The sequence below is a fragment of the Providencia sp. genome (assembly GCF_040396775.1).
In the GTDB taxonomy this organism is placed as follows: domain Bacteria; phylum Pseudomonadota; class Gammaproteobacteria; order Enterobacterales; family Enterobacteriaceae; genus Providencia.
Genome location: NZ_JBEBNT010000014.1, coordinates 24009 through 49832, shown reverse-complemented (window position 1 = coordinate 49832; position 25824 = coordinate 24009). Strand labels below are relative to the sequence as shown.

The window sequence follows — 25824 nt, the reverse complement described above, 5'->3', positions numbered from 1 at the left end:
GTAAATCCAAAGTCCTACCCTCTTTTGGGAACTCGTTTGCATTTTGATTAAGGACATCATTGTATGATGAGATAAATGCAAAGATAGCGAGAAATAATATCACTTCACGAAATTTAAGGGCAGGCAATTTGCCTATTGTTTTAAAAATTAGGACGTATTGTATTCATTTGGGGCTTCAGTGACTAGGGGGTGTTTATCTTTGATGGTCAATTTTTATTCGAATTAAAGCCATTTTAGGCAAGGCAAGAGCCTCTCAACGCAGCATCAAATGAGTGAAACGCGCTTTAATCGAACCCGCAGGGCAGCGTTTAAGTACAATAGTTAACGCAAATAATAGTCAGTCAGCTTGATTAACACGTTTATTCAATGTGTTAATTGTTTTTTGACCTTTTTTAGCGGTAAAAATCAGCAGCAAAGATAAACAGCCCCTAGAGTTCAAGTGGAGATATTGTCTGCGAGGGCAATAAATTTTCGGTACAATACGGCAATCAATTCGTAAATAGTGGCCAATGTGATGAATAAACAAATCGAATCTTATGATGTTGTCGTAGTCGGCGCGGGGATGACAGGCGCAGCGGCGGCATTGGGCTTTGCCCAAGAAGGGATGAGGGTGGCTTTGCTTGAAAAGGCACAACCGACACCATTTGAGCCACACAGTACCCCAGACGTTCGCATTTCGGCGATTAGCCGTGCATCCGTCGAATTATTAAAGCAACTTGGTGCATGGCAGCATGTTGAAGCTATGCGCAGTGTGCCATATCGTCAGTTGGAAACATGGGAAGAGCCTGAAAGCAATGTAGTGTTCGATGCCCAAAGCTTAGGTTTACCTGAGCTCGGTTTTATGGTTGAAAACAGAGTGTTACAGCTCGCTTTGTGGCAGGAATGCGAAAAATACAGCAACTTAGAACTCGTTTGCCCCGCAAAACTGGTGAATTTATATCAGCCCAAAAACCAAAAAGAGTGGCGATTAGAACTTGATGATAACCGCCTGTTAGAGGCTAAATTGGTTGTGGGTGCAGATGGCGCAAACTCCCAAGTGCGCAAAATGGCAGGGATCGGTAGCCGCGGTTGGCAGTATCGCCAATCTTGCATGTTGATTACCATCCAAACCGAACAACCTCAGCAAGACAAAACATGGCAGCAATTTTTTCCATCAGGCCCACGTGCATTTTTGCCGTTATACGATAATTGGGCCTCATTGGTCTGGTATGACAGCCCTGCAAAGATCAGGCGCTTACAAAGTATGTCTATGGAACAACTCACTGGTGCGATTTCTGAAGCGTTTCCTGAGCGTTTGGGTAAGGTGACTGCCATTGCATCAGGGGCATTCCCCTTAACGCGTCATCATGCTAACCGCTATGTGATGGATGGCTTAGCGTTGATTGGCGATGCGGCGCATACAATCAACCCGTTAGCAGGGCAAGGGGTTAATTTAGGCTACCGTGATGTAGAGAGCTTACTGAATGTGGTGAGCTATGCACGTGAATATTTGCAACCTTGGTATTCAGTGGATGTTTTAAAACGCTACCAGCGTCGCCGTTTGCCAGATAATTTAGTGATGCAAGCGGGGATGGATGTATTCTATATGGCATTTAGTGAAAATCTACCGGGATTAAAAATGTTTAGAAACCTTGGTTTGATGGCAGCTCAAAGGGCTGGTGAAGCGAAAAAGCTCGCGCTTAAGTATGCGCTAGGGTTATAAATTTACTGTTGACCATAAAATAGGCCGCTGATTAGCGGCCTATTTGTTTTTATCAATCTGGCAGATTATTTATTATTTGCTAAATCAACAGGCTGAACGTTTGGCGCATCATTAGTGATGCTGTCGTCTTCAGTCAGTACTGAATCTAATGTTTCATTTTTGGCTGAGAATGCATGAGCCAGTTTCTCGGTATCTAACTCTTTTTCCCAACGAGCAACTACGATACACGCACAAGCATTACCGACTAAGTTAGTTAATGCACGGCACTCTGACATAAAGCGGTCAATCCCCAGAATCAAGGCCATACCTGCAACAGGAATGCTTGGCACAACCATCAGTGTTGCGGCTAGGGTAATGAAGCCTGCACCTGTGACACCCGCAGCACCTTTAGAGCTGATCATGGCAACGAGCAGTAAGGAAACTTGTTCCCAAATAGTGAGCTCAATATTGGTAGCTTGTGCGATAAACAGCGCTGCCATGGTCATATAGATGTTGGTACCATCAAGATTGAATGAATAACCTGTTGGGATAACTAAGCCCACAACGGATTTTTCACACCCAGCGTGCTCCATTTTTCTCATTAAGCTTGGCAGTGCCGCTTCAGAAGAAGAGGTACCTAAAACTAACCAGAGTTCGTCTTTGATGTATTTAATCAATTGAATGATTGAAAAGCCGTTATATTTTGCGACGGCACCTAATACCAGTAATACGAAGAGTAAAGAGGTAATGTAGAACGTCATTATCAGCATCATTAAGTTACCGATAGATGAAATCCCATATTTACCAATGGTAAATGCCATTGCACCAAATGCCCCGATTGGCGCGAGTTTCATTAGCATCGCAACCATTTTGAACACTGGCTCAGAGAAGTTTTGCAGTAACTTAACAATTGGCTCGCCGTGCTTGCCTGTTGCTGCTAATGCTAATCCGAAAATTACGGCAATGAATAGAACTTGAAGAATGTTACCGTTTACCAATGGGCTAATGACGGTATCAGGGATGATATTCATCAAGAAGCCAACAATTGACGATTCGTGTGCTTTGGCAACGTAACCCGCAACTTTAGTACTGTCGAGGGTTGCAGGGTCAATATTTAAGCCATCACCTGGGCGAATGACGTTCGCTACGATGAGACCAATGATGAGTGCGACAGTTGAGAAGGTGATGAAGTAGAGCATTGATTTACCCGCAACGCTACCTACAGCCTTCATGTTTGACATGCCTGAAATACCCGTTACTACGGTTAAGAAGATAACAGGCGCGATAATCATTTTAACGATTTTGATGAATGCATCACCAAGTGGTTTTAATGATTCTCCGATGTCTGGGAAAAAGTGGCCTAGCGCGATACCTAAGGCGATGGCTACGATGACCTGAACATATAAGATTTTATATATTGGTTGCTTTATCATGTTTCGCATAAATTTTCTCTGTAAAAATGTTGCGCTTTGGCAATTTATAATTATTAGGTTTAAAACTTTTATTTGAGTTTTTGAGAACTAATTAATGGAATGGAAGATGGGAGTGAGTTTTCTGGTGACTTAAGTGTATAAAACTATTTAGCCACCAATCATACCTAACTACAATTCGAGCGCAGGTTACCACTTTCAACAGTTAAATAGAAATGATTAAAGTCACAGATTTAATAGAAAAGTTATGCAAAAGTAAATTTTATGGGCGAAATGTTGCTTAGTTAACATTTAAAACGATTAAGCTACTGGTTAATTAGTATCCGCGGGATTTAATAAAGTAAAAAACATGAAAAAAGAGTACATCTCCACTGAAAAAGTGCATAAACATGCAAATAGCGACGCAAAAAATTGGTTTTCAGTAAGAAATATGGATTTATTACCTAATTTTTTAAACTTGGTTTAATTTATCAATAAAAGTAATAATCAAAATAAATGAATTGAAAAGAGATTGTATTAGAGAGAAAAGAATGGAAGCAGAGGAATGGCTGGGGTACCAGGATTCGAACCTGGGGATGCCAGGATCAAAACCTGGTGCCTTACCGCTTGGCGATACCCCAACAACAAAAGAAATGGTAGCTACGACGGGATTCGAACCTGTGACCCCAACATTATGAGTGTTGTGCTCTAACCAACTGAGCTACATAGCCATCGTCTATTTCTTTAATCGTGATTTTTGCAACAAGGAGGGATAGTAGATGGCTGGGGTACCAGGATTCGAACCTGGGAATGCCAGGATCAAAACCTGGTGCCTTACCGCTTGGCGATACCCCATCCGGGAAATTCTACTATTGATGATTTAAGATGGCTGGGGTACCAGGATTCGAACCTGGGGATGCCAGGATCAAAACCTGGTGCCTTACCGCTTGGCGATACCCCAATCTTAAATTCAATACTACCGAGAAGGAAAATGGTGCGGGAGACAAGACTTGAACTTGCACACCTTGCGGCGCCAGAACCTAAATCTGGTGCGTCTACCAATTTCGCCACTCCCGCAAATAAATGGTGGCTATGACGGGATTCGAACCTGTGACCCCAACATTATGAGTGTTGTGCTCTAACCAGCTGAGCTACATAGCCATCTTTTTTTGCTTAACCTTCATCGGCGTTGCGGGGCGCATTATGCTAATTACAGACCCTACAGTCAACAGCTTTTTGCACTATTTTTCAGAAAATGCGTCTGTTTGTTTGTTGAATAATCATTTTGTCGATAAAGTCAGCAAAAAACAACCCTTGATTTGAAAAAAACCTGATTTTCACAGTTTGTCTGTTCAAAAAATAGTAGGGAGAAATAACGGTGTTTTGCGAAATTTGCTTTTAAGAGAAGCTGAAATAATTTGAGAAAATACAAATAGATTTTAAATTGTACAATGCCATGGTGAAGGGCAAGCGTATTTTTTGATATTGGGTCTCTCAAAGCAAAAAAGCAGGCCGAAACCTGCTTTTATTTATTCATTGAGGAGGCGGAAATTAATTATCAAACAGCTTTTGCAGTAATTCACCATTAAGCATTGCGCGTTTGGTTAAGGCAAATGCGCCAATGGCTGAATTATGGACTAATTGCGAGGTAACAATCGGTAAGTTCTCACGGAAGCCTTTGAGTGCTTGAGTATCAATACAGCTTTGGATAGCGGGCAGTAAAATTTGCTCAGCCTCGGTAATATCCCCTGCAATGACGACTTTTTCTGGGTTGAACAAGTTAATGGTAATTGCAACCGCTTTACCTATTTGCCGGCCAACGTGCTGAATAACCTCGGTGGCTAATGGATCGTTTTTGTTTGCGGCTTGGCAAATAGATGAAATTGTGCAAGTTTCTGCGGTCAGCGTGCTTGAATAGCCTTGTTCTAAGCGCTGTTTAACGCGTGCTTCAATGGCTTGGTTTGAGGCAATGGTTTCTAAACAGCCAAAATTACCGCAGTGGCACAGTTCACCAAGGGGGTCGACTTGGATGTGGCCGATCTCCCCTAAATTGCCACGACGGTTTAGCAATATCTCTTTATTGATAACAAGGCCTGCTCCAGCGCCTCGGTGAATACGCACTAATAAAGAGTCTTCACAATCCCGCGTAGCGCCAAAATAGCTCTCAGCAAGTGCGAGACTGCGAATATCGTGCCCAACATAGCAGGTGATATTAAAATGCGCTTGCAGGTTATCAATCAGGTGCCAATTATCCACTTTGATGTGGGGCATATAGAAAATTATGCCCCGATTTGGGTTGACCAAACCGGGGAGGATAATTGAAATAGCAATCAGTTCTTTGATACGACGCTGATTTTGCTCGATAAAATCCTCGAGGGCAGCAATCAATTTCTGTTCGACGGCCTCTTGAGAAGGCTCAGAGATAGGGTAGTGACCATCCACAATCATTTTTCCGCCTAAGTCGTACAATGCGATAGTGGCATCATAGCGGCCTAAACGGACACCAATGGTGTGGAAGTTTTTGTGTTCAGAAACAATGGAGATAGCGCGGCGGCCCCCTGTGGAGGCCTGCTGGTCAACTTCTTTAATTAAACCGCGCTCAAGTAGCTGGCGAGTGATCTTCGTGACACTGGCTGGGGCAAGCTGGCTTTGCTCCGCTATTTGAATTCTTGATATCGGACCTTGTTGGTCTATCAAGCTATAGACGACAGCACTATTGAGTTGTTTGACGAGGTCAATATTACCAATTTGCTTTAGCGAGTGGCTTTGATTCATTAGCTAGTTACTCATTTTGTAGACTTCCTTTCCGTTTACGTAAGTCGCGAGAATAGTGAAGTCGTGGTTAAATGCGGTCAAATTCGCAATTTTACCCGGAGCAATTGACCCTAAAGTTTCATCAACTCCGATGGCTCTTGCTGGATAGAGCGTTGCCATTCTAAGTGTTTCATCCAATGCGATACCGACATGTTCTACGCTGTTTCTGACTGCTTCAATCATCGTCAGTGACGAACCGCTGAGTGTGCCATTTTCATCAACACATAATCCATCACGATAGTATATGGTTTTACCTGCGAAGATAAAATGATCCATTTCACCAGTTTGAGGATCAATTCCTGCGGGTGCTGTTGCATCCGTCACTAAAATTAATTTATCACCTTTCAGGTGCTTACTGTTTCGAATGTTAGCCCATTGAACATGTAAGCCGTCGGCAATAATACCTGCATACACTTCTGGCGTATCATAAATGGCGCCAACTAAACCTGGGCCGCGGCCTGAAATGTATGGCATCGCATTGAAAAGGTGCGTTGAGAAACGGATACCTGCTTTAAAGCCAAGTTTCGCTTCTTCATAGGTTGCATTTGAATGCCCAGCAGAAATCACAATACCCGCTGCTTTTAACTGGCGAATATAATCGAGGTCGACCATTTCAGGCGCTAAGGTGACTTTTGTGATGGCATCGGCGTGGGAGGCCAAATAATCAATCATTTGAGCTGAAGGCTGGCGAATAAATTCAGGGTTATGAGTCCCTTTTTTGATCACATTAATATAAGGACCTTCTAAATGTAGGCCAATGGCTTGGTTTTTGTGATCTTTTAAATATTCAGTCATGACGTCAATGCCATGTTTCATCAGGTCATCAGAGCAAGTGATCAGCGTTGGTAGGTAGCTAGTGCAACCTGTGCGCTCATTGGCTTTTTGCATGATGTCTAAATTTTTCAATGTGACATTTTCTTTATTGTCATTGAATTGAACACCGCCGCAGCCGTTAACTTGCAGATCAATAAAACCAGCAGAGAGAATTGCGCCTTGCAAATCGTGTTGTGGAATATTTGCAGGTAGTTCAGAGACAGGGCAAACCTCTTTGATGATTTCACCATCAACGATGACAGCATGGTTATCCAGTCTTTCATGACCTGTATAAATAATGCAATGAGTTAGTGCATACATGGTTTTAAACTCCTGACCTCTGGAAAAATGGGTCACCGACTAGCCGTCGCCAGTCGGGTGATTGATAAATATAATCTTAGTTAAACTTCTCAATAATTTCAGATTCTAGCTGTTTGAAATATTTGAGGGTTTTGACTTTTAATTCGAGCGTTGCGGGTTCATCACACACAATCAGTGCTTTCGGGTGCATTTGTACACAGCTTACTGTCCACAAATGGTTGATGGAACCTTCTACCGCAGCGTGAACCGCATTGGCTTTATTCGCACCTGTCGCTAACACCATTAATTCTTCTGCATCCATGAGTGTGGCGACACCTACCGTTAACGCAAATTTTGGCACTTGGTTGATATCATTATCAAAGAAGCGTGAGTTTGCTTGGCGCGTTTCTGGCGTTAACGTCTTAATACGGGTACGAGAATTTAATGATGAACCCGGTTCATTGAACGCAATATGGCCATCATTTCCTACGCCGCCCATAAACAAATTGATTTTGCCGTAAGATTTAATTTTATCTTCATAACGTTGACATTCCGCATCAACATCTGGGGCATTACCATTGAGCAGGTTGATATTTTCAGCTTGGATATCAATGTGGCTAAAGAAATTATCATGCATAAAGGTATGGTAGCTTTGTGGATGATTAGCGGGAATGCCAATGTATTCATCCATATTAAACGTCACCACATGTTTAAAGCTCACTTTACCCGCTTGATATAAAGCAATCAGCGCTTTATAGGTTGCAAGAGGTGTGCCACCTGTCGGTAAACCGAGAACAAAAGGGCGCTCAGCGGTTGGGTTGAATGCGTTGATTTTATCGGCGATATATTGCGCGGACCAAGTGCCGACATCATGCGCATTGTTTAATGGGATTAGCCTCATGTTTCAATTACCTCTAATAAGTCTGTGAAATCTTTCATATATATGTGTATCCCTGATGTTATACATTAGATATAGGAATACTCGTTATACTACAAATTTATTACGCGTTGGTGTTGGTATACAGTGCCGTCTAGCGGCCGCACCTGCATTTAAACGCGCTGAGAATATACAGGTTAATGGCTTAAATAAGTTATTTTTAATCATAAAATAAGTTTTCAATAATAGCTACTAATTTAGTCAGATCATGAACTCTTTCGTTGACATTTATCACAAATCGCACCTATTTATTTTGCATCGCGAAACAATTAATTTAGACTATGAAATTGATACTCTCAATAACCTAAATTATGATTTAGGTGTGTGAACAAGAAGATCCCGTAAATGGGGCAAAAAATAGGGCGATAAAGGGGGAGTTTGTGAATATTCTTAGCTACTTACAGCGGATTGGTAGGGCACTTATGGTGCCAGTTGCTGTACTACCAGCCGCAGCAATCCTAATGGGGATTGGCTATTGGATTGACCCAGATGGTTGGGGCGCTAATAGTGCAATCGCGGCGTTACTAATTAAATCCGGTGCGGCAATTATTGAAAATATGTCCGTACTATTTGCAATTGGTGTTGCATATGGGATGTCTAAAGATAAGGATGGTGCTGCGGCACTGACCGGTTTTGTCGGCTTCTTAGTGGTGACAACACTGTGTTCTCCTGCATCTTATTCCATGATTATGAATGTGCCTCTGGAAACTGTTCCAGCGGCATTCGGAAAAATTAATAACCAGTTCGTGGGTATCTTAGTTGGGGTACTGTCTGCTGAATTATACAACCGCTACAGTGGTGTTGAATTGCCAAAAGCGTTGTCATTCTTTAGTGGCCGTCGCCTTGTTCCGATTTTAACCTCATTCTTGATGATCATCTTAGCCTTCGTACTGATGTATGTCTGGCCGGTGGTATATAACGGTTTAGTGTCTTTCGGTGAAAGCATTAAAGATTTAGGTTCTGTCGGTGCGGGTATCTACGCATTCTTTAACCGCTTGTTAATTCCTGTTGGCTTGCACCATGCACTTAACTCGGTGTTCTGGTTTGACGTTGCGGGTATTAACGATATTCCAAACTTCCTTGGTGGAGCTAAATCTATCGAAGCAGGTTTGGCAACGGTAGGTATCACAGGTCGTTACCAAGCTGGTTTCTTCCCAATTATGATGTTTGGCCTACCGGGTGCAGCACTAGCTATTTACCACTGTGCACGCCCTGAAAATAAAGCCAAAGTGGCGGGTATCATGATTGCGGGTGCATTTGCTGCATTCTTCACCGGTATCACTGAACCGCTTGAGTTCTCATTCATGTTCGTGGCGCCAATCCTGTACGTTATTCACGCACTGTTGACTGGTATTTCTGTGTATATCGCTGCAACAATGGAGTGGATTTCGGGCTTCGGCTTCAGCGCAGGTTTAGTGGATATGCTGCTGCAATCACGCAACCCATTAGCTGTTCAATGGTACATGCTGATTGTTCAAGGCTTAGTCTTCTTCTGTATTTACTATGTGATCTTCCGTTTCATGATCCGCAAATTCAACCTGTTAACCCCAGGCCGTGAAGAAAGCTCAGATGATGAAACCATTGATGGTTACGATGAAAGCCTCAGCCCTGCCAATACGACGGATAGCGATATCCAAAAAGAGGCACGTCAGTATGTCTCTGCGGTAGGCGGTAGCGATAATATCGTCAATATCGATGCGTGTATCACTCGTTTACGTTTAACGGTAAAAGACACGGCGATTGTTAACGATGCAATGACGAAACGCCTTGGTGCTTCAGGGGTTATTCGCCTGAACAAACAAAACGTGCAAGTGATTGTGGGAACCCGTGCTGAATTGGTTGCTAAAGCGATGACGGAAGTGATTGCAAAAGGTCCAATTGCAGGTACTGCACCTGTTGCCGCCGCAGAAGAGAAAAAAGCAGCAGAGCCAGCGAAAGCAAAAGGCAATGCAATTTTATCCCTCGTTGCGCCAGTCAGCGGACAAGTCTATTCCCTCGATGATGTGCCTGATGAAGCGTTCTCTAGCCGCATTGTGGGCGATGGTATTGCCATCAAACCAACCAGCAGTGAAGTGTTAGCCCCTGCATCAGGTACAGTCGTTAAGATTTTCGAAACTAACCACGCATTCTGCCTTGAAACTGAAAACGGCGTAGAGCTCATTGTTCATATGGGTATCGATACCGTTGCGCTGAAAGGCGAAGGTTGTGCGCGTTTAGTGGAAGAAGGTGCAGAAGTCACTGCGGGTACACCAATCTTGAAATTAGACTTAGATTTCCTTGAAGCCAATGCTAAATCGATGATCAGCCCAGTTATCATCAGTAATATCGATGATTTCGCAGGTGTCGAAATTTTAGTTGACGGTGAAGTGAAAGCCGGCGAAACCGTTATTTATAATGTACTGAAATAATTTAGTTTAATATTATAAGTGAGTAATAGGGTGGCTTAGGCCACCCTTTTTTATGGGATTAAATAAGGAGAAGATAATCATATAGGGTATAACAAATAATGATAATCACTATCAATTGAGTTTAGCGCATAGAGAAAACATAATTAATTGTTAGCTTTGTGGGCTGTGTTTGGGACAACACATTCTTTTGATAAGGAATATCTATGCAGCAATATGATGAAATTATGAACATATTGAAGTGTAATCTTTGCCCTAGATGTGGGGAGCAAGATTGCCCTTTTCTAACACATGATAAGCGCGCTAAACAGATGATGGATGCATTTAGGCGAGGTAATTTTTTAGAAGCGCGAAAAATATATCTAAAAACATTTGAACAAATGTTACCTATACTGAGAGATAATTTTAAAAGAAAAATCAAAATATATGAGTTAGTAACAGAAAGCCTAAGATATAAATTTATTGATAATCAAATAGTAAAAATTCCCCCGACACTGGCTTCAGCGTTAAATACTTCTTTATCAACCTTAAAACCTTCTCCTCTAATAACCGGTCATACTGCACCAGTCTCAACGTTTAAACTCGGTGTCACACCGCTTTCTAACAGCGACCCTCTAGGTGCTGTTATTGGACGTTCTGTCGGACTAGGTGTTGGGTTACTAACATATTCGCCACCAGCGGGTGCCCCTGGGCTAGATACATTGCATGGTTTTTCAAAGCATGACTTTAATTATTTAACAAAGAATACGAATACAGCAAGAACACCTGTTGGGGAGCAATTAAGAATACCAGAAGAACGAATATTAAGGGCGGTGGGCCGTAACAAAGGCGTTGTTGAAACTTATGCGGTTCCCACTGAGCGTATAAGTCATGGGCAAAAAATTATTGAGTTAACCCCAACACATTTACCAGTCAAGACACGTGTTATAGAGGCGATCCCCACGGAGCAAAAAGGGCTTTTTAGTTACTCCCTACCTAATGAACAAAAAGATAGATATATACAAATAGGCAAACCGGAGATTTCACTGGTACTCCCTTGCCTAACCCTAAGAGATTGAAGTCGTTACCTGGTGAAATATATGATATCACTCGTTCTTCGGGCATCCCGATTAGTTCACCCTCTTTTCCAACTTCCGTTATAAATTCAAGTTCTCACTCACAATCTCCTTTTATTATTGTTTTTTCCGAGAATTTAGGCATCAAACCAATTTATATTGCAGCAAACAAAGGTGGTAAGAAAAATAAAGGTAAAGGAGAAGAGGATAAAAGAAAAGGTATTAAAGAAGAAGGACATGAATACCACCCTGCTCCTAAAACAGAAGAAATTAAAGGATTAGGTGATTTAGAAAGAGGTAAAGATAAGACACCTAAACAAGGTGGTGGTGGGAAGCGTAGACGTTGGTTTGGTGATAAAAAACGTAAAATATATGAATGGGACTCTCAGCATGGAGAACTTGAAGGTTACAGAGGAAGTGATGGTCAGCATATTGGTGCATTTGACCCTTATACAGGTAAACAATTGAAGCCAGCAGACCCTAAACGTAATATAAAAAAATATCTATAAGGAGAAAATAATGGGATTAAAAATTCATCTAGTTTGGTTTGATAAACAAACAGAAGAATATGTTGATGAAGAGTATTCTCTTGATCTAGGCGATGATGGTCGCATTATAGAGGAAACGGTAAACCCTGAAGAAAATATTATTAATAATGGTAGTTTTGATGTGGTTTCTGACTGGGTCTCTAATCTTCAAAATCATATAGAACATAAAATTGAATGTAGTAAATATGATTACCAAGTTTCATTCGATTATCGAGACGAATGGTAGTGATTATTCACATTTGAATGATGTTAAATAAAGGGGGCTAAGCTTCCTTTATTTTCCCCCACCAAGTTGCACTTATTAATAACATTTGGCGAAATCTCAAAGCAGGTTGTCAAATCTGCATAAGCAAGGCGGCTTACGCATCGATAAGATATTTTCTCAATGACTGATGAGGAATTTTCTGTGGAACTGCTTCTTTGCTTATTTGGGTTTATTTCGGGGATCACAACCGCGTTATTTGGTTTTGGCGGTGGGTTTATTACTGTACCGCTGCTGTATGCCTTGATTACCTTAGTCTGGGGGCCGCAAAGCGATGCAAGTGCAGTGGCGATGCAAGTTGCAGTAGCAACATCCACTTGTGTGATGATTTTTTCATCAACGCTATCGAGCCGTGCTCATTATCTAAAAGGTAACCTTAACTGGCCAATTATCAAGCCGTTTATTATTCCCATTTCAATGGGTGGAATACTTGGGGCAATTGTTGCGTTATCGGTAGATAGCGCGTTGATCCGCTGGATATTTATTGTCTATTTGATTATCACGATATTAGATTGCTTTATTCGGCCCGGTTTTATGCAAACGGACTCGGAAGGTATTAAAGCTTCTCGTGGGGGCATTTTTGCGGATACCCCGATTGGTGTGGTAATAGGTGCCGTGGCAGCATTTTTAGGGGTGGGCGGCAGTGTGATGACCGTTCCATTGATGCGACGCCGCGGTGCCAGTATGATCCAAGCGGCGGCGTTTGCTAACCCATTAACGCTACCGATGGCAATCACAGGGACATTAACTTATTTTTATTTTGCTATTGAAAAACACGTTGACCTCGGCGCGGGTTTCCTTGGCATGATTTACCTCAAAGGCGCGTTGATTCTGATTGCTGCATCTTGGTTGGGGATCCGTTTTGCTTCATTATTAATGCCTTACCTTAGCGATAAGCGCCATGCACAAAGCTACCCATTGTTGTTGCTAGTGGTATTAACCGTGATGTTATTGACCTAGAAAGGGTGAGCAAGCAAAGTTTAATGCGCCTATTTTTTATTGTGAACGCCTCCTTGGTATAGCTTTTATCGGTTAAGCGCAATCAAACGGTTGTTTCCTGACGGATTATGGTAGAATATATCTGGTTACTAACCGCTTTTAGCGCGCTTTTGGCATTGAGGAATGATGACAATGAATGAGGCAGATGCTCGCCCAACAAATTTTATCCGTCAGATCATAGATGAAGATCTGGCGAGTGGAAAACACACGTCGGTCCATACCCGTTTTCCACCAGAACCGAATGGCTATTTACACATCGGCCACGCGAAATCAATCTGCTTGAATTTTGGCATTGCCAAGGATTATCAGGGACAGTGCAACTTACGTTTTGACGATACCAACCCGGTTAAAGAAGACGTCGAATACGTTAACTCAATCCAAGAAGACGTCAAATGGTTAGGTTTTGAGTGGACGGGCAATGTTCGTTACTCTTCTGACTATTTTGATACCTTATATCAATATGCAATTGAGCTGATTAAAAAAGGCTTAGCTTACGTTGATGAGCTAAGTGCAGACGAAATTCGTGAATACCGTGGCACATTAAAACAGCCAGGTAAAAATAGCCCCTATCGCGAGCGCCTAATCGAAGACAATCTCGCATTATTTGAAAAAATGCGTGATGGCGGCTTTGAAGAAGGTAAAGCATGCTTACGTGCAAAAATCGACATGGCATCACCATTTATGGTGATGCGTGATCCAGTTTTATATCGCATTAAATTTGCTGAACATCACCAATCTGGCAATAAGTGGTGCATTTACCCAATGTATGACTTCACACATTGTATTTCTGATGCGCTAGAAGGGATCACGCACTCTTTATGTACACTGGAATTCCAAGATAACCGCCGTTTATATGACTGGGTGTTGGATAACATCACGATTGATTGTCATCCGCGTCAGTACGAGTTTTCTCGCCTGAATCTTGAATACACGGTGATGTCTAAGCGTAAGCTGAACCAATTAGTGACAGAAAAACACGTTAACGGTTGGGATGACCCACGTATGTTAACCATTTCTGGATTACGTCGTCGTGGTTATACCGCTGCGTCTATCCGTGAATTCTGCCAACGTATTGGTGTGACAAAGCAAGATAATAACGTTGAAATGGCGTCATTAGAGTCGTGCATTCGTGATGACCTGAACGTATCAGCACCACGCGCTATGGCGGTAATTGACCCAGTGCGTGTCGTGATTGAAAACATGCCAGCGGGCGAAGAAATTTTAACGGCGCCAAACCACCCAAATAACCCAGAGATGGGCACGCGTAAAGTACCGTTTAGCAATGAAATTTATATTGACCGTGCGGATTTCCGTGAAGAAGCAAACCGTCAATTTAAACGTTTAGTGTTAGGTAAAGAAGTGCGCTTACGTAATGCGTATATCATCAAGGCTGAGCGTGTGGAAAAAGATGCTGATGGCAACATCACAACTATTTTCTGTACGTATGATGCAGGCACACTGAACAAAGACCCAGCTGATGGGCGTAAAGTGAAAGGTGTTATTCACTGGGTGAGCGTACAGCACGCACTACCAGCGGAAATTCGCCTGTATGACCGTCTGTTTACTGTGCCAAACCCGGGTGCAGAAGATGATTTCTTATCGGTGATTAACCCAGAATCGTTAGTTGCTCGCCAAGGCTTTGTTGAGCCAAGCTTGAAAGATGCGGTTGCAGAGAAAGCGTATCAGTTTGAGCGTGAAGGATATTTTTGTGCAGATAGTAAGTTAAGCAGCCCAGAGCATCTGGTGTTTAATAGGACTGTTGGGTTGCGTGATACTTGGGCGAAAATCGAGTCTAACTAAAATCCTCGTCATCCTTCGCGCTGTAGGTGCGTTGGCTTCACCCACTAGCCCTAGTCACATACTTATGTATGCTCCTAGGGTCTAGCGGATTTGCCGCCTTCCTACAACACAAATGATTTAGAGGATGGTATGGGTAAGGTCTCTCTCGTCATCCTTCGGCTATCCTCGTCATCCTTCGCGCTGTAGGTGCGTTGGCTTCACCCACTAGCCCTAGTCACATACTTATGTATGCTCCTAGGGTCTAGCGGATTTGCCGCCTTCCTACAACACAAATGATTTAGAGGATGGTATGGGTAAGGTCTCTCTCGTCATCCTTCGGCTATCCTCGTCATCCTTCGCGCTGTAGGTGCGTTGGCTTCACCCACTAGCCCTAGTCACATACTTATGTATGCTCCTAGGGTCTAGCGGATTTGCCGCCTTCCTACAACACAAATGATTTAGAGGATGGTATGGGTAAGGTCTCTCTCGTCATCCTTCGCGCTGTAGGTGCGTTGGCTTCACCCATTAGCCCTAGTCACATACTTATGTATGCTTACGGGATAACTTAATTTGCCGCCTACCTGTGGCACAAATTATTTAGGGGACGTGCGGAGTGAAGTCTCTCTCGTGAGCTGCTACTAATGGCGGCTCAGGAAAACTAAAAAGCCGGCAGTTAAATGTCGGCTTTTTATCGTAGTTAGTTTACAGACCTACAAATCTATTTAGATTTGCTATCTACTTTATCTTTCAATAAATCATGCAAATATTGATTGGCGGGAAGCACATTACCTTGGGCGTCTTTAACTTGGTAGATTTCACCAGTAATAGACGATTTTGAGGCCACATTATCAATAAATTGCTCGGTGGTGTTTAGGCGTTTTTCTGTTTTACGTAATTTTAAACGCAAATGGGATTCAGCATCGGCCGCGTTGTGTTCTGTGCCGTTGCGGGTAAATGTTAAGTTTTGTTGTTTACCAAGCTCTGTGAGTAAAGACTCAGTGCGAACTTTTTCTTCTGGGCTTAAAGCGAGGGCCTGAGTTGTCACAAAAATTCCTAAAAAAAGGACTAAGGCAGATGAAAAACGGTTTGATAGTTGAGTTGTTAATAATTGCACGGATTTCTCTCCATAGAAAATAATGGGGAAATTATAGCCAGCTAAAGGTTTTAAACTAGCGGAAAGATTCTGAGAATTCGATGCAAAATTGGCTTATGGCATAAACCGATAGCCAATACCTGTTTCCGTTAATAAATGAATCGGGCGAGTTGGGTCATTTTCCAATTTCTGCCGTAAGTGACCCATATAAATCCGCAAATAATGGTTATGCTCAATATAGCTTGGGCCCCATACTTGCAATAATAAATGGCGTTGAGTCAATACCTTACCGCTATTAGCAACTAATTCACTAAGTAAGCGAAACTCGATAGGCGTGAGGTGTAACTCTTCATTTTGCTTAGTGACAATCCGATTAATAAAATCGACAGTAATATCACCAAATTGAAATTGTGAACTTTCTTGACCCACTTTGCCAAAACGGCGTAGTGCTACACGAACTCGCGCTAGTAATTCACTGATACCAAACGGTTTTGTTAGATAATCATCCGCACCTGCATCAAGAGCGGCAACTTTTTGTGATTCTTCTTCGCGGGCTGACAAGACAATAATGGGAATACTGCTCCATTTTCGTAAATCACGAATTAAATCAAGGCCATCACCGTCAGGTAGCCCGAGGTCTAAAATCAGTAAATCTGGTTGCCTTGTGCCTGCTTCAATCAAACCCCGTTGGCAGTTCTCAGCCTCAAAAACTTTCAAGCCTTCACCCTCCAATGCAAGTCGGACAAAGCGGCGAATTTCTTTTTCATCTTCAACAATTAGGATTTGATGGCTGCTCACAATCGGGTAATGTCTCCTAAACTTCAGCTTCAATATCAGGGGGTTGCTTTAAAGGTAAAACAAAGTGGAAGCTAGCTCCACCTTTATTATTATTTTGCGCCCAAATTTCCCCTTCGTGTAATTGAATGATTGCACGGCAGATAGCTAGCCCAAGGCCAACACCGGGGATTGCGGACTCTTTTTGTGCACGGGAAAATTTATCAAAAATTGTTTTCTCTTGCCCATCTGGAATAGCGTTACTGGCATCCCACACTTCAATATGAATTTTTTGCCCTTCAATACGGCCATTTATGCCAATGGGTGTATCTTCATGGCTATATTTTACTGCATTTTCCAATAAATTAATTAATACCCGTTCAATTAACATGGCATCGCAATATAGCAGCAAATCAGTGGCAATATTGATCTCCAATGGATGGCTGTGTAACGTGTAATCTAATGTTCTGACTGCGCTGCTGGTTATTTCTTGCAAAGATTCCCATTCAAGGTTGGGCTGAATACTGCCTGATTGTAAACGTGCCATATCGAGCAAATTATTCACTAAACGAGACGTACTAAGCACTTGTTGACGCATTTGGTTTACTTGCGCAGTCAGTGGGGAATTTTCAGCGGATAAATTCAGCATCAAAATTTCTGTTTGCCCAAATAAAACCGTTAGCGGTGTTTTTAAATCGTGGGAAAGAGCGGCTAGCAAGGAGTTTCGTAGTTGCTCGCGTTCAATATCTAATTTGGCAGACTCAGCTTGTTTTGTCAGTTGCAAGCGCGAAAGGGCGCTGGCGATCAACCCTGTAAATGTTTGCAACATGCGCTGTTGTTCTGGGATCATCAACTGGCGTAAGTTGCGGGGCTCGATGGCTAAGACGGCTAAGGTTTGATCAACCGTCGTGATTGGCTGCAATTGATAAGGCACACTTGGCAGGGTATCTGTTCCCGCTCCTGCGGGCTGGCGCTTATCAAAACTCCATTTGGCAATGGCTTTATCAATTTGCATCGGTGTATGCCCATCACATAACAGTGGGAGTAAATCCCCATTTTCATCGGGGACTAATAAGCAACTTTTGGCTTGAAAAGCATTATTAAGAAAGTGGTAGCCTGTTTTTCCGATATCTTCCGTGTTAAGTGCTTGTCCTAATTCTTTCGTCATTTCATAGAGATGGCGAGTTCGTTGTTCTCGATAGCGAGCAATGCGCGCTTGGTAGCGCATGCCCGCGGTTAGGTTCCCCACAACGACGCCAACAATCAGCATCACGGTAAAGGTTACTAAGTACTGCATGTCCATGATAGCAAGGGAAAAATGGGGTTGGACAAAAAACAGATCGAAGCTAATTACGTTAATAAGCGCGGCAAAGATAGAAGGGCGACGTCCGTAAAATAGGGCAATCAGCACCACACCTAATAAATAGAGTGTTACGAGGTTTGCCTTGTCTAAGGCGAGTAAAAATGTTCTAGAAAATAAGGTAATAGCGGCGCACATTACAATCGCCATCAAGTAACCGTTTAAATCGGAACGCCATTTTTCAGAAAATGGTTTTCTTTCTGGTTCTTTATCCCAATCGCTTTTTTCTTCAAGGGCGACAATCACTAAATCGAGGTCGGGCCCTAATTTTCCTAAACGATCGGCAAAGCCAGGGCGAAAATTAAGTTTGGGCCATTTACGATGTTTATCGCGGCGACCAATTAATATTTTGCCTAAATTATGCTCTCGGGCATAACGGAGTATCGCTTTTTCTTCGGAAGGATCAGATAGGGTGGCTGTTTCGGCTCCTAAATCTTGGGCGAGGCGCAGTGCTTTGAGTACGGCGCGGCGTTGGGATTCAGGGAGCTGGTGGAGTGTGGGGGTCTCGACATAGACCGCATGCCACACGCTGCCAAACTTTGCAGCAAGCCGCGCGGCGGCACGCACCAATTTTTCATTGCCCATATTATGGCCGATACACAATAAAAGCCCATCACGGGTGTGCCAGACTGGGGCTTCCCCTTTGCCATCGCGAAATTCCCGCATTTGGTCATCAACGCGATCAGCGGTGCGGCGCAAAGCCAGCTCACGCAGTGCGATTAAGTTTCCTTTACGAAAAAAATGCTCAATAGCGCGTTCAGCTTGCCCTGGAATATACACTTTGCCTTCTTTTAGGCGCTGGCGTAAATCGTCAGGGGGCAGGTCGACTAACACCACCTCATTGGCGGCATCAAAAATATGATCAGGAACCGTTTCGCGCACGCGAATACCTGTAATGCTCCCCACAATATCATTCAAACTTTCAATATGTTGAACGTTAATAGTGGTGAGCACGTCGATGCCTGCATCTAATAGCTCCTCAACATCTTGCCAGCGTTTTGGGTGGCGGCTGCCTGTTGGGTTACTAAATGCTAACTCATCCATAAGTATAATGGCAGGGTGCCTCGCAATTGCTGCGTCAATATCAAATGCATTTAAACGGCGACCGCGGTGCTGTAATTTTCGGTGTGGCAACACCGAAAGGCCATCCAATAAGGCGGCGGTTTCTTCCCTTTCATGGGTTTCTACCACACCGATAAGAACGTCTAACCCTTGTGAGCGTAAGCGTTGAGCTTCTTGAAGCATTGCGTAGGTTTTTCCGACGCCCGCACAGGCGCCGAAAAAGATTTTTAATTTACCGCGGCCATCTTCATTGGCTTTCACCAATAAGTCATCAGGGTTTGGGCGAGCAGGTTCCTGATTTTTCATAACTCACCTTATTAACGTTGGCTATTCATTTGTTGCATATATTCATCAAGTGCCAAATTCAGTTGTAGCACATTCACAACGGGTTCACCTAAAAAAGGCAATAAGACCGTTTCTGTTTGCGCCGTAATTAATGATTTTACGGCTTCTAATGAAATCTGTCTGTTTTTTGCGATACGTGGTGCTTGGTAAATGGCGGCATCAACCGAAATATTTGGGTCAAGCCCGCTGGCAGAAGCGGTGAGTAAATCTACTGGGATCGCATTGCCTGCATCTGGGTTCTGAGCTCGCAGCAGTTTACTACGTTCTGCCATCGTTTGTTGTAACACGGGGTTACTAACTGCAAGGTTACTCCCCCCAGAGGCGAGTGGATTATAAGGTGTTTCAGCCGTTGCGGAAGGACGACCGTGGAAATACCCTTCACTTTGCACATTTTGTCCAATTAGTTTGGAACCGACAATATGTGCATCCCGTGTGACTAAAGAGCCTTTTGCTTGCCATGGGAAAAAGACATTTGCAAGACCAGTGACCATTAAGGGGTAGGCTATCCCAGTTAATAGGGTTAACACCAATAACATGATAATAGATGAACGGATCATGTTCATAATCAAATCCTTAAATACCAAACAAGCTAATAAACATATCGATCAATTTGATCCCCACAAATGGCACCAGCAAGCCACCTAAGCCATATAAACCTAAGTTTCGTTGCAAAAGTGATTGGGAACTCATTGGGCGATAATTCACGCCTTTAAGTGCCAATGGGATCAAAAAGACAATAATCAATGCGTTGAAGATCACAGCAGAAAGCAAGGCGGATGCAGGTGAATGTAAATGCATGACATTTAACGCATTCAGTTGTGGCCATGTCACTGCAAAGGCCGCAGGGATAATGGCAAAATATTTGGCGATGTCATTTGCGATACTGAAGGTGGTTAGTGAACCACGGGTCATCAGCATCTGTTTACCAATGTGCACGACCTCAATGAGCTTGGTTGGGTTTGAGTCTAAATCCACCATGTTCCCTGCTTCTTTTGCGGCTTGTGTGCCCGAGTTCATCGCAACAGCAACGTCAGCTTGGGCGAGAGCAGGTGCATCGTTGGTCCCGTCGCCCGTCATGGCGACTAACCGGCCTTCAGATTGGTATTGGCGAATAAGCGCTAATTTCGCTTCTGGGGTTGCTTCAGCAAGGAAATCATCGACACCTGCTTCCGCCGCGATGGCAGCGGCAGTTAAGTGGTTATCCCCCGTGATCATCACAGTTTTGATCCCCATGCTGCGCATTTGGGCAAAGCGTTCTTTCATCCCACCTTTGACGATGTCTTTTAGCGCGACGACACCTAAAACAGTTTGGTCATCAACCACCACTAAAGGCGTTCCCCCTAAATGGGCAACTTTTTCCACGAGTTTGTCTGCTTCCTCAGGGAATTTTTGATGATTCGCTTCAACGTAGCGGCGAATGGCATCCGCAGAGCCTTTACGGATCATGCGCTCACCAACGTTAACGCCACTCATACGGGTCATCGCGGAGAATGGCACGAAAGTAGCATTCATCCCGTGAATGTCTCTTTCACGCAAATTGAATTTTTGTTTCGCGAGCACGACAATACTGCGCCCTTCAGGGGTTTCATCAGCGAGTGAAGAGAGCTGCGCTGCATCCGCCAGTTGCTCTTCAGTCACGCCAGTTAAAGGCAGAAACTCAGAGGCTTGGCGGTTTCCTAAAGTGATGGTGCCCGTTTTATCGAGTAATAAAACATCCACATCTCCTGCGGCTTCGACCGCCCTCCCGCTGGTGGCAATCACATTCGCACCTAACATGCGGCTCATTCCTGCCACACCAATGGAAGAAAGTAGCCCGCCAATTGTGGTTGGAATTAAACAAATGAGTAATGCAATCAACACTAATATAGAAACTGCACTACCTGCCCCTGCATACTCTGCGGCAAATAGCGTAAACGGATACAAAGTTGCACAAACTAATACAAAGATAATGGTGAGTGCTGTTAACAAAATAGTTAAGGCGATTTCGTTCGGTGTTTTACGGCGCTGTGCACCTTCGACCATGGAGATCATGCGGTCGAGGAATGTCTCACCAGGGTTCACGGTACATTCAACAATCAACCAGTCAGACAGCACACGCGTCCCGCCTGTCACAGAGGAAAAGTCACCGCCAGATTCACGGATCACCGGAGCCGATTCCCCTGTGATAGCGCTTTCATCCACAGATGCACCGCCTTCGATAACTTCGCCATCGCAAGGAACGGTCTCCCCTGCACGGATCAGGACGATGTCCCCTTTGCGCAGTTGATCAGAGCTGACAATTTCTTGTGTTGCTTCCAATGAGGCCGCAGCAAGTCGTGTGGCATTACTTTGCTGTTTTACCCCTTTCAAACTTTGCGCTTGAGCTTTACTTCGGCCTTCAGCTAAAGCTTCCGCAAAGTTGGCGAACAGCACGGTAAACCATAGCCACAGAGTGACCATTCCGCTAAACCATGCACTTCCTTCCGTTAAACCCGCAACCATTGCCGCCCATAATAAGGTGGTAATAAGGCTACCGATGTACACCACAAACATGACGGGGTTACGCCATTGCGCCTGCGGTGTGCATTTTTTCATGGCATCAAGAATCGATTGTTTGATGAGTTTTTTATCAAATAAAGGTGTTTTTTGCTTTTTCATTTTTTTCCCCTGATTATCCCGCAATACCAATTTGTAGCTGCTCAGCAATTGGACCTAGTGCCAGTGCAGGGACAAAAGTCAGTGCGCCAATAAGGAGGATAGTAAAAATTAATAAACCAATAAAAAGTGGGCCTGAAGTTGGCAATGTTGCCTGACTTTGTGCTTGGGATTTTTTGAGCGCCATCGAACCTGCGATAGCAAGTACGGGCAAGATAACGCCAAAGCGCCCAACAAACATGGCGATAGCAAGTAGCACATTGTAGAACGGGGTGTTGGCACTGAGTCCCGCAAATGCGCTACCATTGTTATTGGCCGCCGATGAAAAAGCGTATAACACTTCGCTAAATCCATGGGCGCCTGGGTTTAAAATACCTGCACGTCCTGCATCGGTCATTAAGGCAATGGTTGTACCCAGTAGCACTAAGGTAGGCGTCACTAAAATTGCCAGTGCAACCATCTTCATTTCACGGACTTCAATTTTTTTCCCTAAGTACTCGGGGGTACGGCCAATCATCAGCCCAGCAAGGAAGACAGCCAGTAGAACAAACAGCAACATGCCATACAAACCTGAACCGACACCGCCAAAAATGACTTCACCAATCTGCATTAACCACATTGGTACCATGCCACCCATTGCGGTAAAGGAATCATGCATCGCATTGACAGCACCACAGGAGGCAGCGGTGGTGACAACGGCATATAAAGCAGAAGAAAGAACACCAAAGCGGCTTTCTTTACCCTCCATATTGGCACTACTGCTTGCATGCAGTTCACTTAAGAATGGGTTACCAACGTACTCAGCTTTAATGACGACAATGGCGGCAATAACAAAAATGATCCCCATAACCCATAACAAGGTATGCCCCTGTTTGTTATCACCCACAGAACAACCGAAGGCAAAACACAATGCGGTAGGAATTAAGAATATCGCTAGCATTTGAACAAAGTTGCTTAGTGCTGTTGGGTTTTCAAATGGGTGTGAAGAGTTTGAGCCAAAGAATCCACCGCCATTGGTTCCCAGCAATTTAATCGCTTCTTGGGATGCGACAGGGCCCATAGGCAACAGTTGTGTTGTGTTATCTAAATTGTCGATTAAGAGGTAGTCAGAAAAGTTTTGAATTACCCCTTGGCTGACAAAAAATAACGCAACAACAATGGCGAGAGGGAACAATAAATAAAAGGTGATACGGTAGATATCAACCCATGCATTGCCCAGCGTTTTACTGCCATGTCGTGAGAAGGCACGGATCAAGGCAAAAACCACGGCGATACCCGTTGAGGCTGAGAGAAAATTTTGTACGGTTAAGCCAGCCATTTGGCTCAAATAACTTAGCGTGTTTTCACCGCTGTAAGATTGCCAGTTGGTATTTGCGACGAAGCTTATCGCCGTATTGAAGGCTAAATCCCAACTCATACCAGCAAAGTGCTGTGGATTGAGTGGCAAACTGCCCTGAAACATTAAAATGGCGAACAACAAAACAAACCCCAGCACATTGAATAAAACAATGGCTAAGGCATATTGTCGCCAATTCATTTCAGCCGCTGATTTTCCGGGTTGTTTAATGCCCGCTAAGCGCCAAAGTAATGATTCGCTTGCCATTAAAGGGTGAGGGATATCACCGTCAATAAGACGTGCAATTCCATTCCCTAATGGTTTAGCCAATATAAGTAAGACCAGCAGGAAGCTGCCAATCAGTAAAAATGCAGTGGTGGCCATATCAGAAATCCTCCGCGTTAAGCAGGGCGTAAATCAGATAAACCAGCAGTAGAACAACGAGAACTGCCCCAAAAATGGAAAGTAATGACACCGTGTTTTCTCCTTATTATTTCCATGAGATAAGGGTAGAGAGTTCGTTGTAAATAAGCTGATAAAAAGATAGGGCTGGGTGTAAAAAAAGTATAAAAATACGCATTTTTTAATCAGCTAGGGTGGGGTAGACACTATTTAGTAAAATAAGTAATAACACTTAAATTATAGGTTGTTATTTAATTGTTATTGAGATGTTTATTTGAAACAGTTTAAGGTTAAATTATGTAGTAAAAATCCGAAATGGTAGGTAATTATTAGTAAAACTTTAATTTTAGTGGTCAGATGAGTAGTTTTATTACACAATTTACGCTATTCTATAATCAGTTAATTAATTTTCATATTATCTGTTCGGTTTTAGTCGCTCTGTGGAATAGCTGTATTTGGGGAGTTTTTTAGAGCAAAACTGGGATCGACAAATAAAGTGGCAACTGAAGGAGGATATCGATGTCCACATACCGCGAATATTCCCGTAATCAGGTACTTGCACGCCGCACTGCTGCTGTTACCGCAGGCATTATTGCGTTTCCTGTTATGGTGTTTCACCCGAAAAGAGCTAAATATTACAGTTACTTAAATAAAGTATGGTCGAAAACAAGTGATAAGCCTGTCTGGCTAGAGCGTTCAGAGACTACACTCGAAAGCCATCGCTAACCCTGCATCTTAAGTAATTGATAATAGCCCCTGCAATGACTCGTTGTGGGGTTTTTTTTTATATTCCTCATTTCCTTTTTGAATGATGCACTTCAAATAACACAGAAAAAAAGTGTGTTTCCGCTTATGCTTATTGCTTATCAGTAAATTATATTCAAAATGGCGTTATAGATTCGCTATGCAGTAAAAAGGACAACATAATGCATAACTTAAGATTAGAAGAAGTCATTAACGACGAACTTAAAGTGAGTGAGTTTCAAGATTTCGCACCAAATGGACTGCAAGTTGAAGGCCGCCCCCATGTGCATAAAATCATTACAGGAGTTACTGCCTGCCAAGCTTTACTCGATGTCGCTGTTGAGAAAAAAGCGGATGCGGTGATTGTTCACCATGGCTATTTTTGGAAAAATGAGCCAGCCATTATTAAAGGCATGAAAAAAAACCGATTAAAAACATTGTTAGCCAATGATATTAACCTTTATGGTTATCACCTTCCTTTAGATGCTCATCATCAATTAGGTAACAATACACAGCTTGCTTATATCATGGGCGTACAAGTGAATGGCCAAATTGACCCATTGATGCCATTTGGCTTTTTTGACCAGCCAATAACCCCAGCAGAGTTGACCAATCGCCTAGAAACGCGCCTAGGCCGTAAAGTCCTTCACTGTGGTGATAACGCGAAAGAAGAAATTCGCCAAATCGCATGGTGCACAGGGGGCGGGCAAGGTTTTATTTTGCAAGCTGCAGAGTTTGGCGTTGACGCCTTTGTAACAGGGGAAGTCTCAGAACAAACGATCCATATCGCAAGGGAAATGGGGATCCATTTCTACAGTGCAGGACATCATGCCACGGAGCGTTACGGGATTAAAGCATTAACTCAGTGGTTAGTCGATGAACAGGGGTTAGACGCCGAGTTTGTCGATATCGATAATCCAGCCTAATTTTCGTCATATTTCGAGCTGTGGCGGCGTTGGCTTCACTCGGCTACTTGGGTCACATACTTATGTATGCTCCCCAAGCTATCCTCATTTGCCGCCTAGCCACAACACCAACTATTTAGAAAATTGAATTTTCGTCATATTTTGTG

General features: G+C 43.4%; 20 protein-coding genes and 6 tRNA genes. 9 read left to right on the top strand and 17 right to left on the bottom strand.

What is annotated here, in order from left to right; genetic code table 11:
• Positions 1-514 precede the first annotated feature (514 nt).
• Positions 515-1702 (top strand): 3-demethoxyubiquinol 3-hydroxylase, encoded by a 1188-nt coding sequence (gene ubiF / locus ABWP91_RS14540; protein WP_353243837.1) that lies wholly within the window; start codon positions 515-517, stop codon positions 1700-1702.
• A gap of 65 nt (positions 1703-1767) precedes the next feature.
• Here the strand turns inward: ubiF and ABWP91_RS14535 are convergent, their stop codons facing one another.
• From ABWP91_RS14535 to nagB, 10 genes are all read right to left on the bottom strand, one after another.
• Positions 1768-3123, bottom strand: a complete 1356-nt coding sequence (locus tag ABWP91_RS14535; RefSeq protein ID WP_353243836.1) for a dicarboxylate/amino acid:cation symporter — start codon at positions 3121-3123, stop codon at positions 1768-1770.
• Positions 3124-3656: 533 nt separating this feature from the next.
• Positions 3657-3731 (bottom strand) — tRNA-Gln (locus tag ABWP91_RS14530).
• 13 nt (positions 3732-3744) lie between these two features.
• Positions 3745-3821 (bottom strand) — tRNA-Met (locus tag ABWP91_RS14525).
• A gap of 49 nt (positions 3822-3870) precedes the next feature.
• A tRNA-Gln gene (locus ABWP91_RS14520) sits at positions 3871-3945 on the bottom strand.
• A 31-nt stretch (positions 3946-3976) separates the two neighbouring features.
• Positions 3977-4051, bottom strand: a tRNA-Gln gene (locus ABWP91_RS14515).
• A 31-nt stretch (positions 4052-4082) separates the two neighbouring features.
• Positions 4083-4167, bottom strand: a tRNA-Leu gene (locus ABWP91_RS14510).
• Between the two features lie 7 nt (positions 4168-4174).
• Positions 4175-4251: transfer RNA gene (locus tag ABWP91_RS14505), tRNA-Met, on the bottom strand.
• Between the two features lie 390 nt (positions 4252-4641).
• Entirely contained in the window at positions 4642-5865 is a 1224-nt protein-coding gene (gene nagC, locus ABWP91_RS14500) for a DNA-binding transcriptional regulator NagC (protein WP_353243835.1), read from the bottom strand.
• A gap of 3 nt (positions 5866-5868) precedes the next feature.
• Positions 5869-7038, bottom strand: coding sequence for an N-acetylglucosamine-6-phosphate deacetylase (gene nagA / locus ABWP91_RS14495; protein WP_353243834.1), 1170 nt, complete (start codon positions 7036-7038; stop codon positions 5869-5871).
• 76 nt (positions 7039-7114) lie between these two features.
• Positions 7115-7918 (bottom strand): glucosamine-6-phosphate deaminase, encoded by an 804-nt coding sequence (gene nagB / locus ABWP91_RS14490; protein WP_353243833.1) that lies wholly within the window; start codon positions 7916-7918, stop codon positions 7115-7117.
• Positions 7919-8334: 416 nt separating this feature from the next.
• On the opposite strand from nagB, the gene nagE reads away from it, so the two are divergent.
• The 6 genes from nagE (at position 8335) to glnS (ending at position 15023) form a co-directional block, all read left to right on the top strand.
• Positions 8335-10362: an N-acetylglucosamine-specific PTS transporter subunit IIBC gene (nagE, locus tag ABWP91_RS14485; protein ID WP_353243832.1), complete on the top strand. Its 2028-nt coding sequence runs from the start codon at positions 8335-8337 to the stop codon at positions 10360-10362.
• 203 nt (positions 10363-10565) lie between these two features.
• Positions 10566-11417, top strand: a complete 852-nt coding sequence (locus ABWP91_RS14480) for a hypothetical protein (RefSeq protein WP_353243831.1) — start codon at positions 10566-10568, stop codon at positions 11415-11417.
• On the top strand, positions 11396-11923 hold the full coding sequence (locus ABWP91_RS19835; protein ID WP_502935815.1) for a colicin E3/pyocin S6 family cytotoxin: 528 nt from the start codon (positions 11396-11398) through the stop codon (positions 11921-11923). The genes ABWP91_RS14480 and ABWP91_RS19835 overlap by 22 nt, the downstream gene beginning before the upstream one ends.
• A gap of 10 nt (positions 11924-11933) precedes the next feature.
• Entirely contained in the window at positions 11934-12188 is a 255-nt protein-coding gene (locus ABWP91_RS14470) for a colicin E3-like toxin immunity protein (RefSeq protein ID WP_353243830.1), read from the top strand.
• A gap of 180 nt (positions 12189-12368) precedes the next feature.
• Positions 12369-13184: a sulfite exporter TauE/SafE family protein gene (locus ABWP91_RS14465; protein ID WP_353243829.1), complete on the top strand. Its 816-nt coding sequence runs from the start codon at positions 12369-12371 to the stop codon at positions 13182-13184.
• Positions 13185-13355: 171 nt separating this feature from the next.
• A complete protein-coding gene (glnS, locus tag ABWP91_RS14460; RefSeq protein ID WP_353243828.1) occupies positions 13356-15023 on the top strand; it encodes a glutamine--tRNA ligase in 1668 nt (555 codons plus the stop codon).
• Between the two features lie 697 nt (positions 15024-15720).
• Here the strand turns inward: glnS and ABWP91_RS14455 are convergent.
• The 7 genes from ABWP91_RS14455 to kdpF all read right to left on the bottom strand — a co-directional run bounded on the left by ABWP91_RS14455 (position 15721) and on the right by kdpF (position 24081).
• Positions 15721-16047, bottom strand: coding sequence for a DUF5329 family protein (locus tag ABWP91_RS14455; protein ID WP_353243827.1), 327 nt, complete (start codon positions 16045-16047; stop codon positions 15721-15723).
• A gap of 162 nt (positions 16048-16209) precedes the next feature.
• Positions 16210-16893 carry a two-component system response regulator KdpE gene (gene kdpE, locus ABWP91_RS14450; protein ID WP_353243826.1) on the bottom strand — a complete coding sequence of 228 codons (684 nt, stop codon included), beginning with the start codon at positions 16891-16893 and terminating at the stop codon, positions 16210-16212.
• 16 nt (positions 16894-16909) lie between these two features.
• Positions 16910-19597, bottom strand: coding sequence for a two-component system sensor histidine kinase KdpD (kdpD, locus tag ABWP91_RS14445; protein WP_353243825.1), 2688 nt, complete (start codon positions 19595-19597; stop codon positions 16910-16912).
• Between the two features lie 11 nt (positions 19598-19608).
• Positions 19609-20199, bottom strand: coding sequence for a potassium-transporting ATPase subunit KdpC (gene kdpC, locus ABWP91_RS14440; RefSeq protein ID WP_353243824.1), 591 nt, complete (start codon positions 20197-20199; stop codon positions 19609-19611).
• A gap of 10 nt (positions 20200-20209) precedes the next feature.
• Complete coding sequence (gene kdpB / locus ABWP91_RS14435; protein WP_353243823.1) at positions 20210-22273, bottom strand: potassium-transporting ATPase subunit KdpB; 2064 nt, start codon at positions 22271-22273, stop codon at positions 20210-20212.
• A gap of 13 nt (positions 22274-22286) precedes the next feature.
• The gene (gene kdpA, locus ABWP91_RS14430) at positions 22287-23990 is read right to left on the bottom strand and encodes a potassium-transporting ATPase subunit KdpA (protein WP_353243822.1); all 1704 of its coding nucleotides are present in this window, start codon (positions 23988-23990) and stop codon (positions 22287-22289) included.
• Position 23991: 1 nt separating this feature from the next.
• Positions 23992-24081: a K(+)-transporting ATPase subunit F gene (kdpF, locus tag ABWP91_RS14425; RefSeq protein WP_206085296.1), complete on the bottom strand. Its 90-nt coding sequence runs from the start codon at positions 24079-24081 to the stop codon at positions 23992-23994.
• 446 nt (positions 24082-24527) lie between these two features.
• Between kdpF and ABWP91_RS14420 the strand changes: the two genes are divergently transcribed.
• Together ABWP91_RS14420 and ABWP91_RS14415 are read left to right on the top strand one after the other, a co-directional pair.
• Positions 24528-24734 carry a YbfA family protein gene (locus tag ABWP91_RS14420; protein WP_047756317.1) on the top strand — a complete coding sequence of 69 codons (207 nt, stop codon included), beginning with the start codon at positions 24528-24530 and terminating at the stop codon, positions 24732-24734.
• 200 nt (positions 24735-24934) lie between these two features.
• The gene (locus ABWP91_RS14415; protein WP_353243821.1) at positions 24935-25678 is read left to right on the top strand and encodes a type 2 GTP cyclohydrolase I; all 744 of its coding nucleotides are present in this window, start codon (positions 24935-24937) and stop codon (positions 25676-25678) included.
• The last annotated feature ends 146 nt before the right edge of the window (positions 25679-25824 follow it).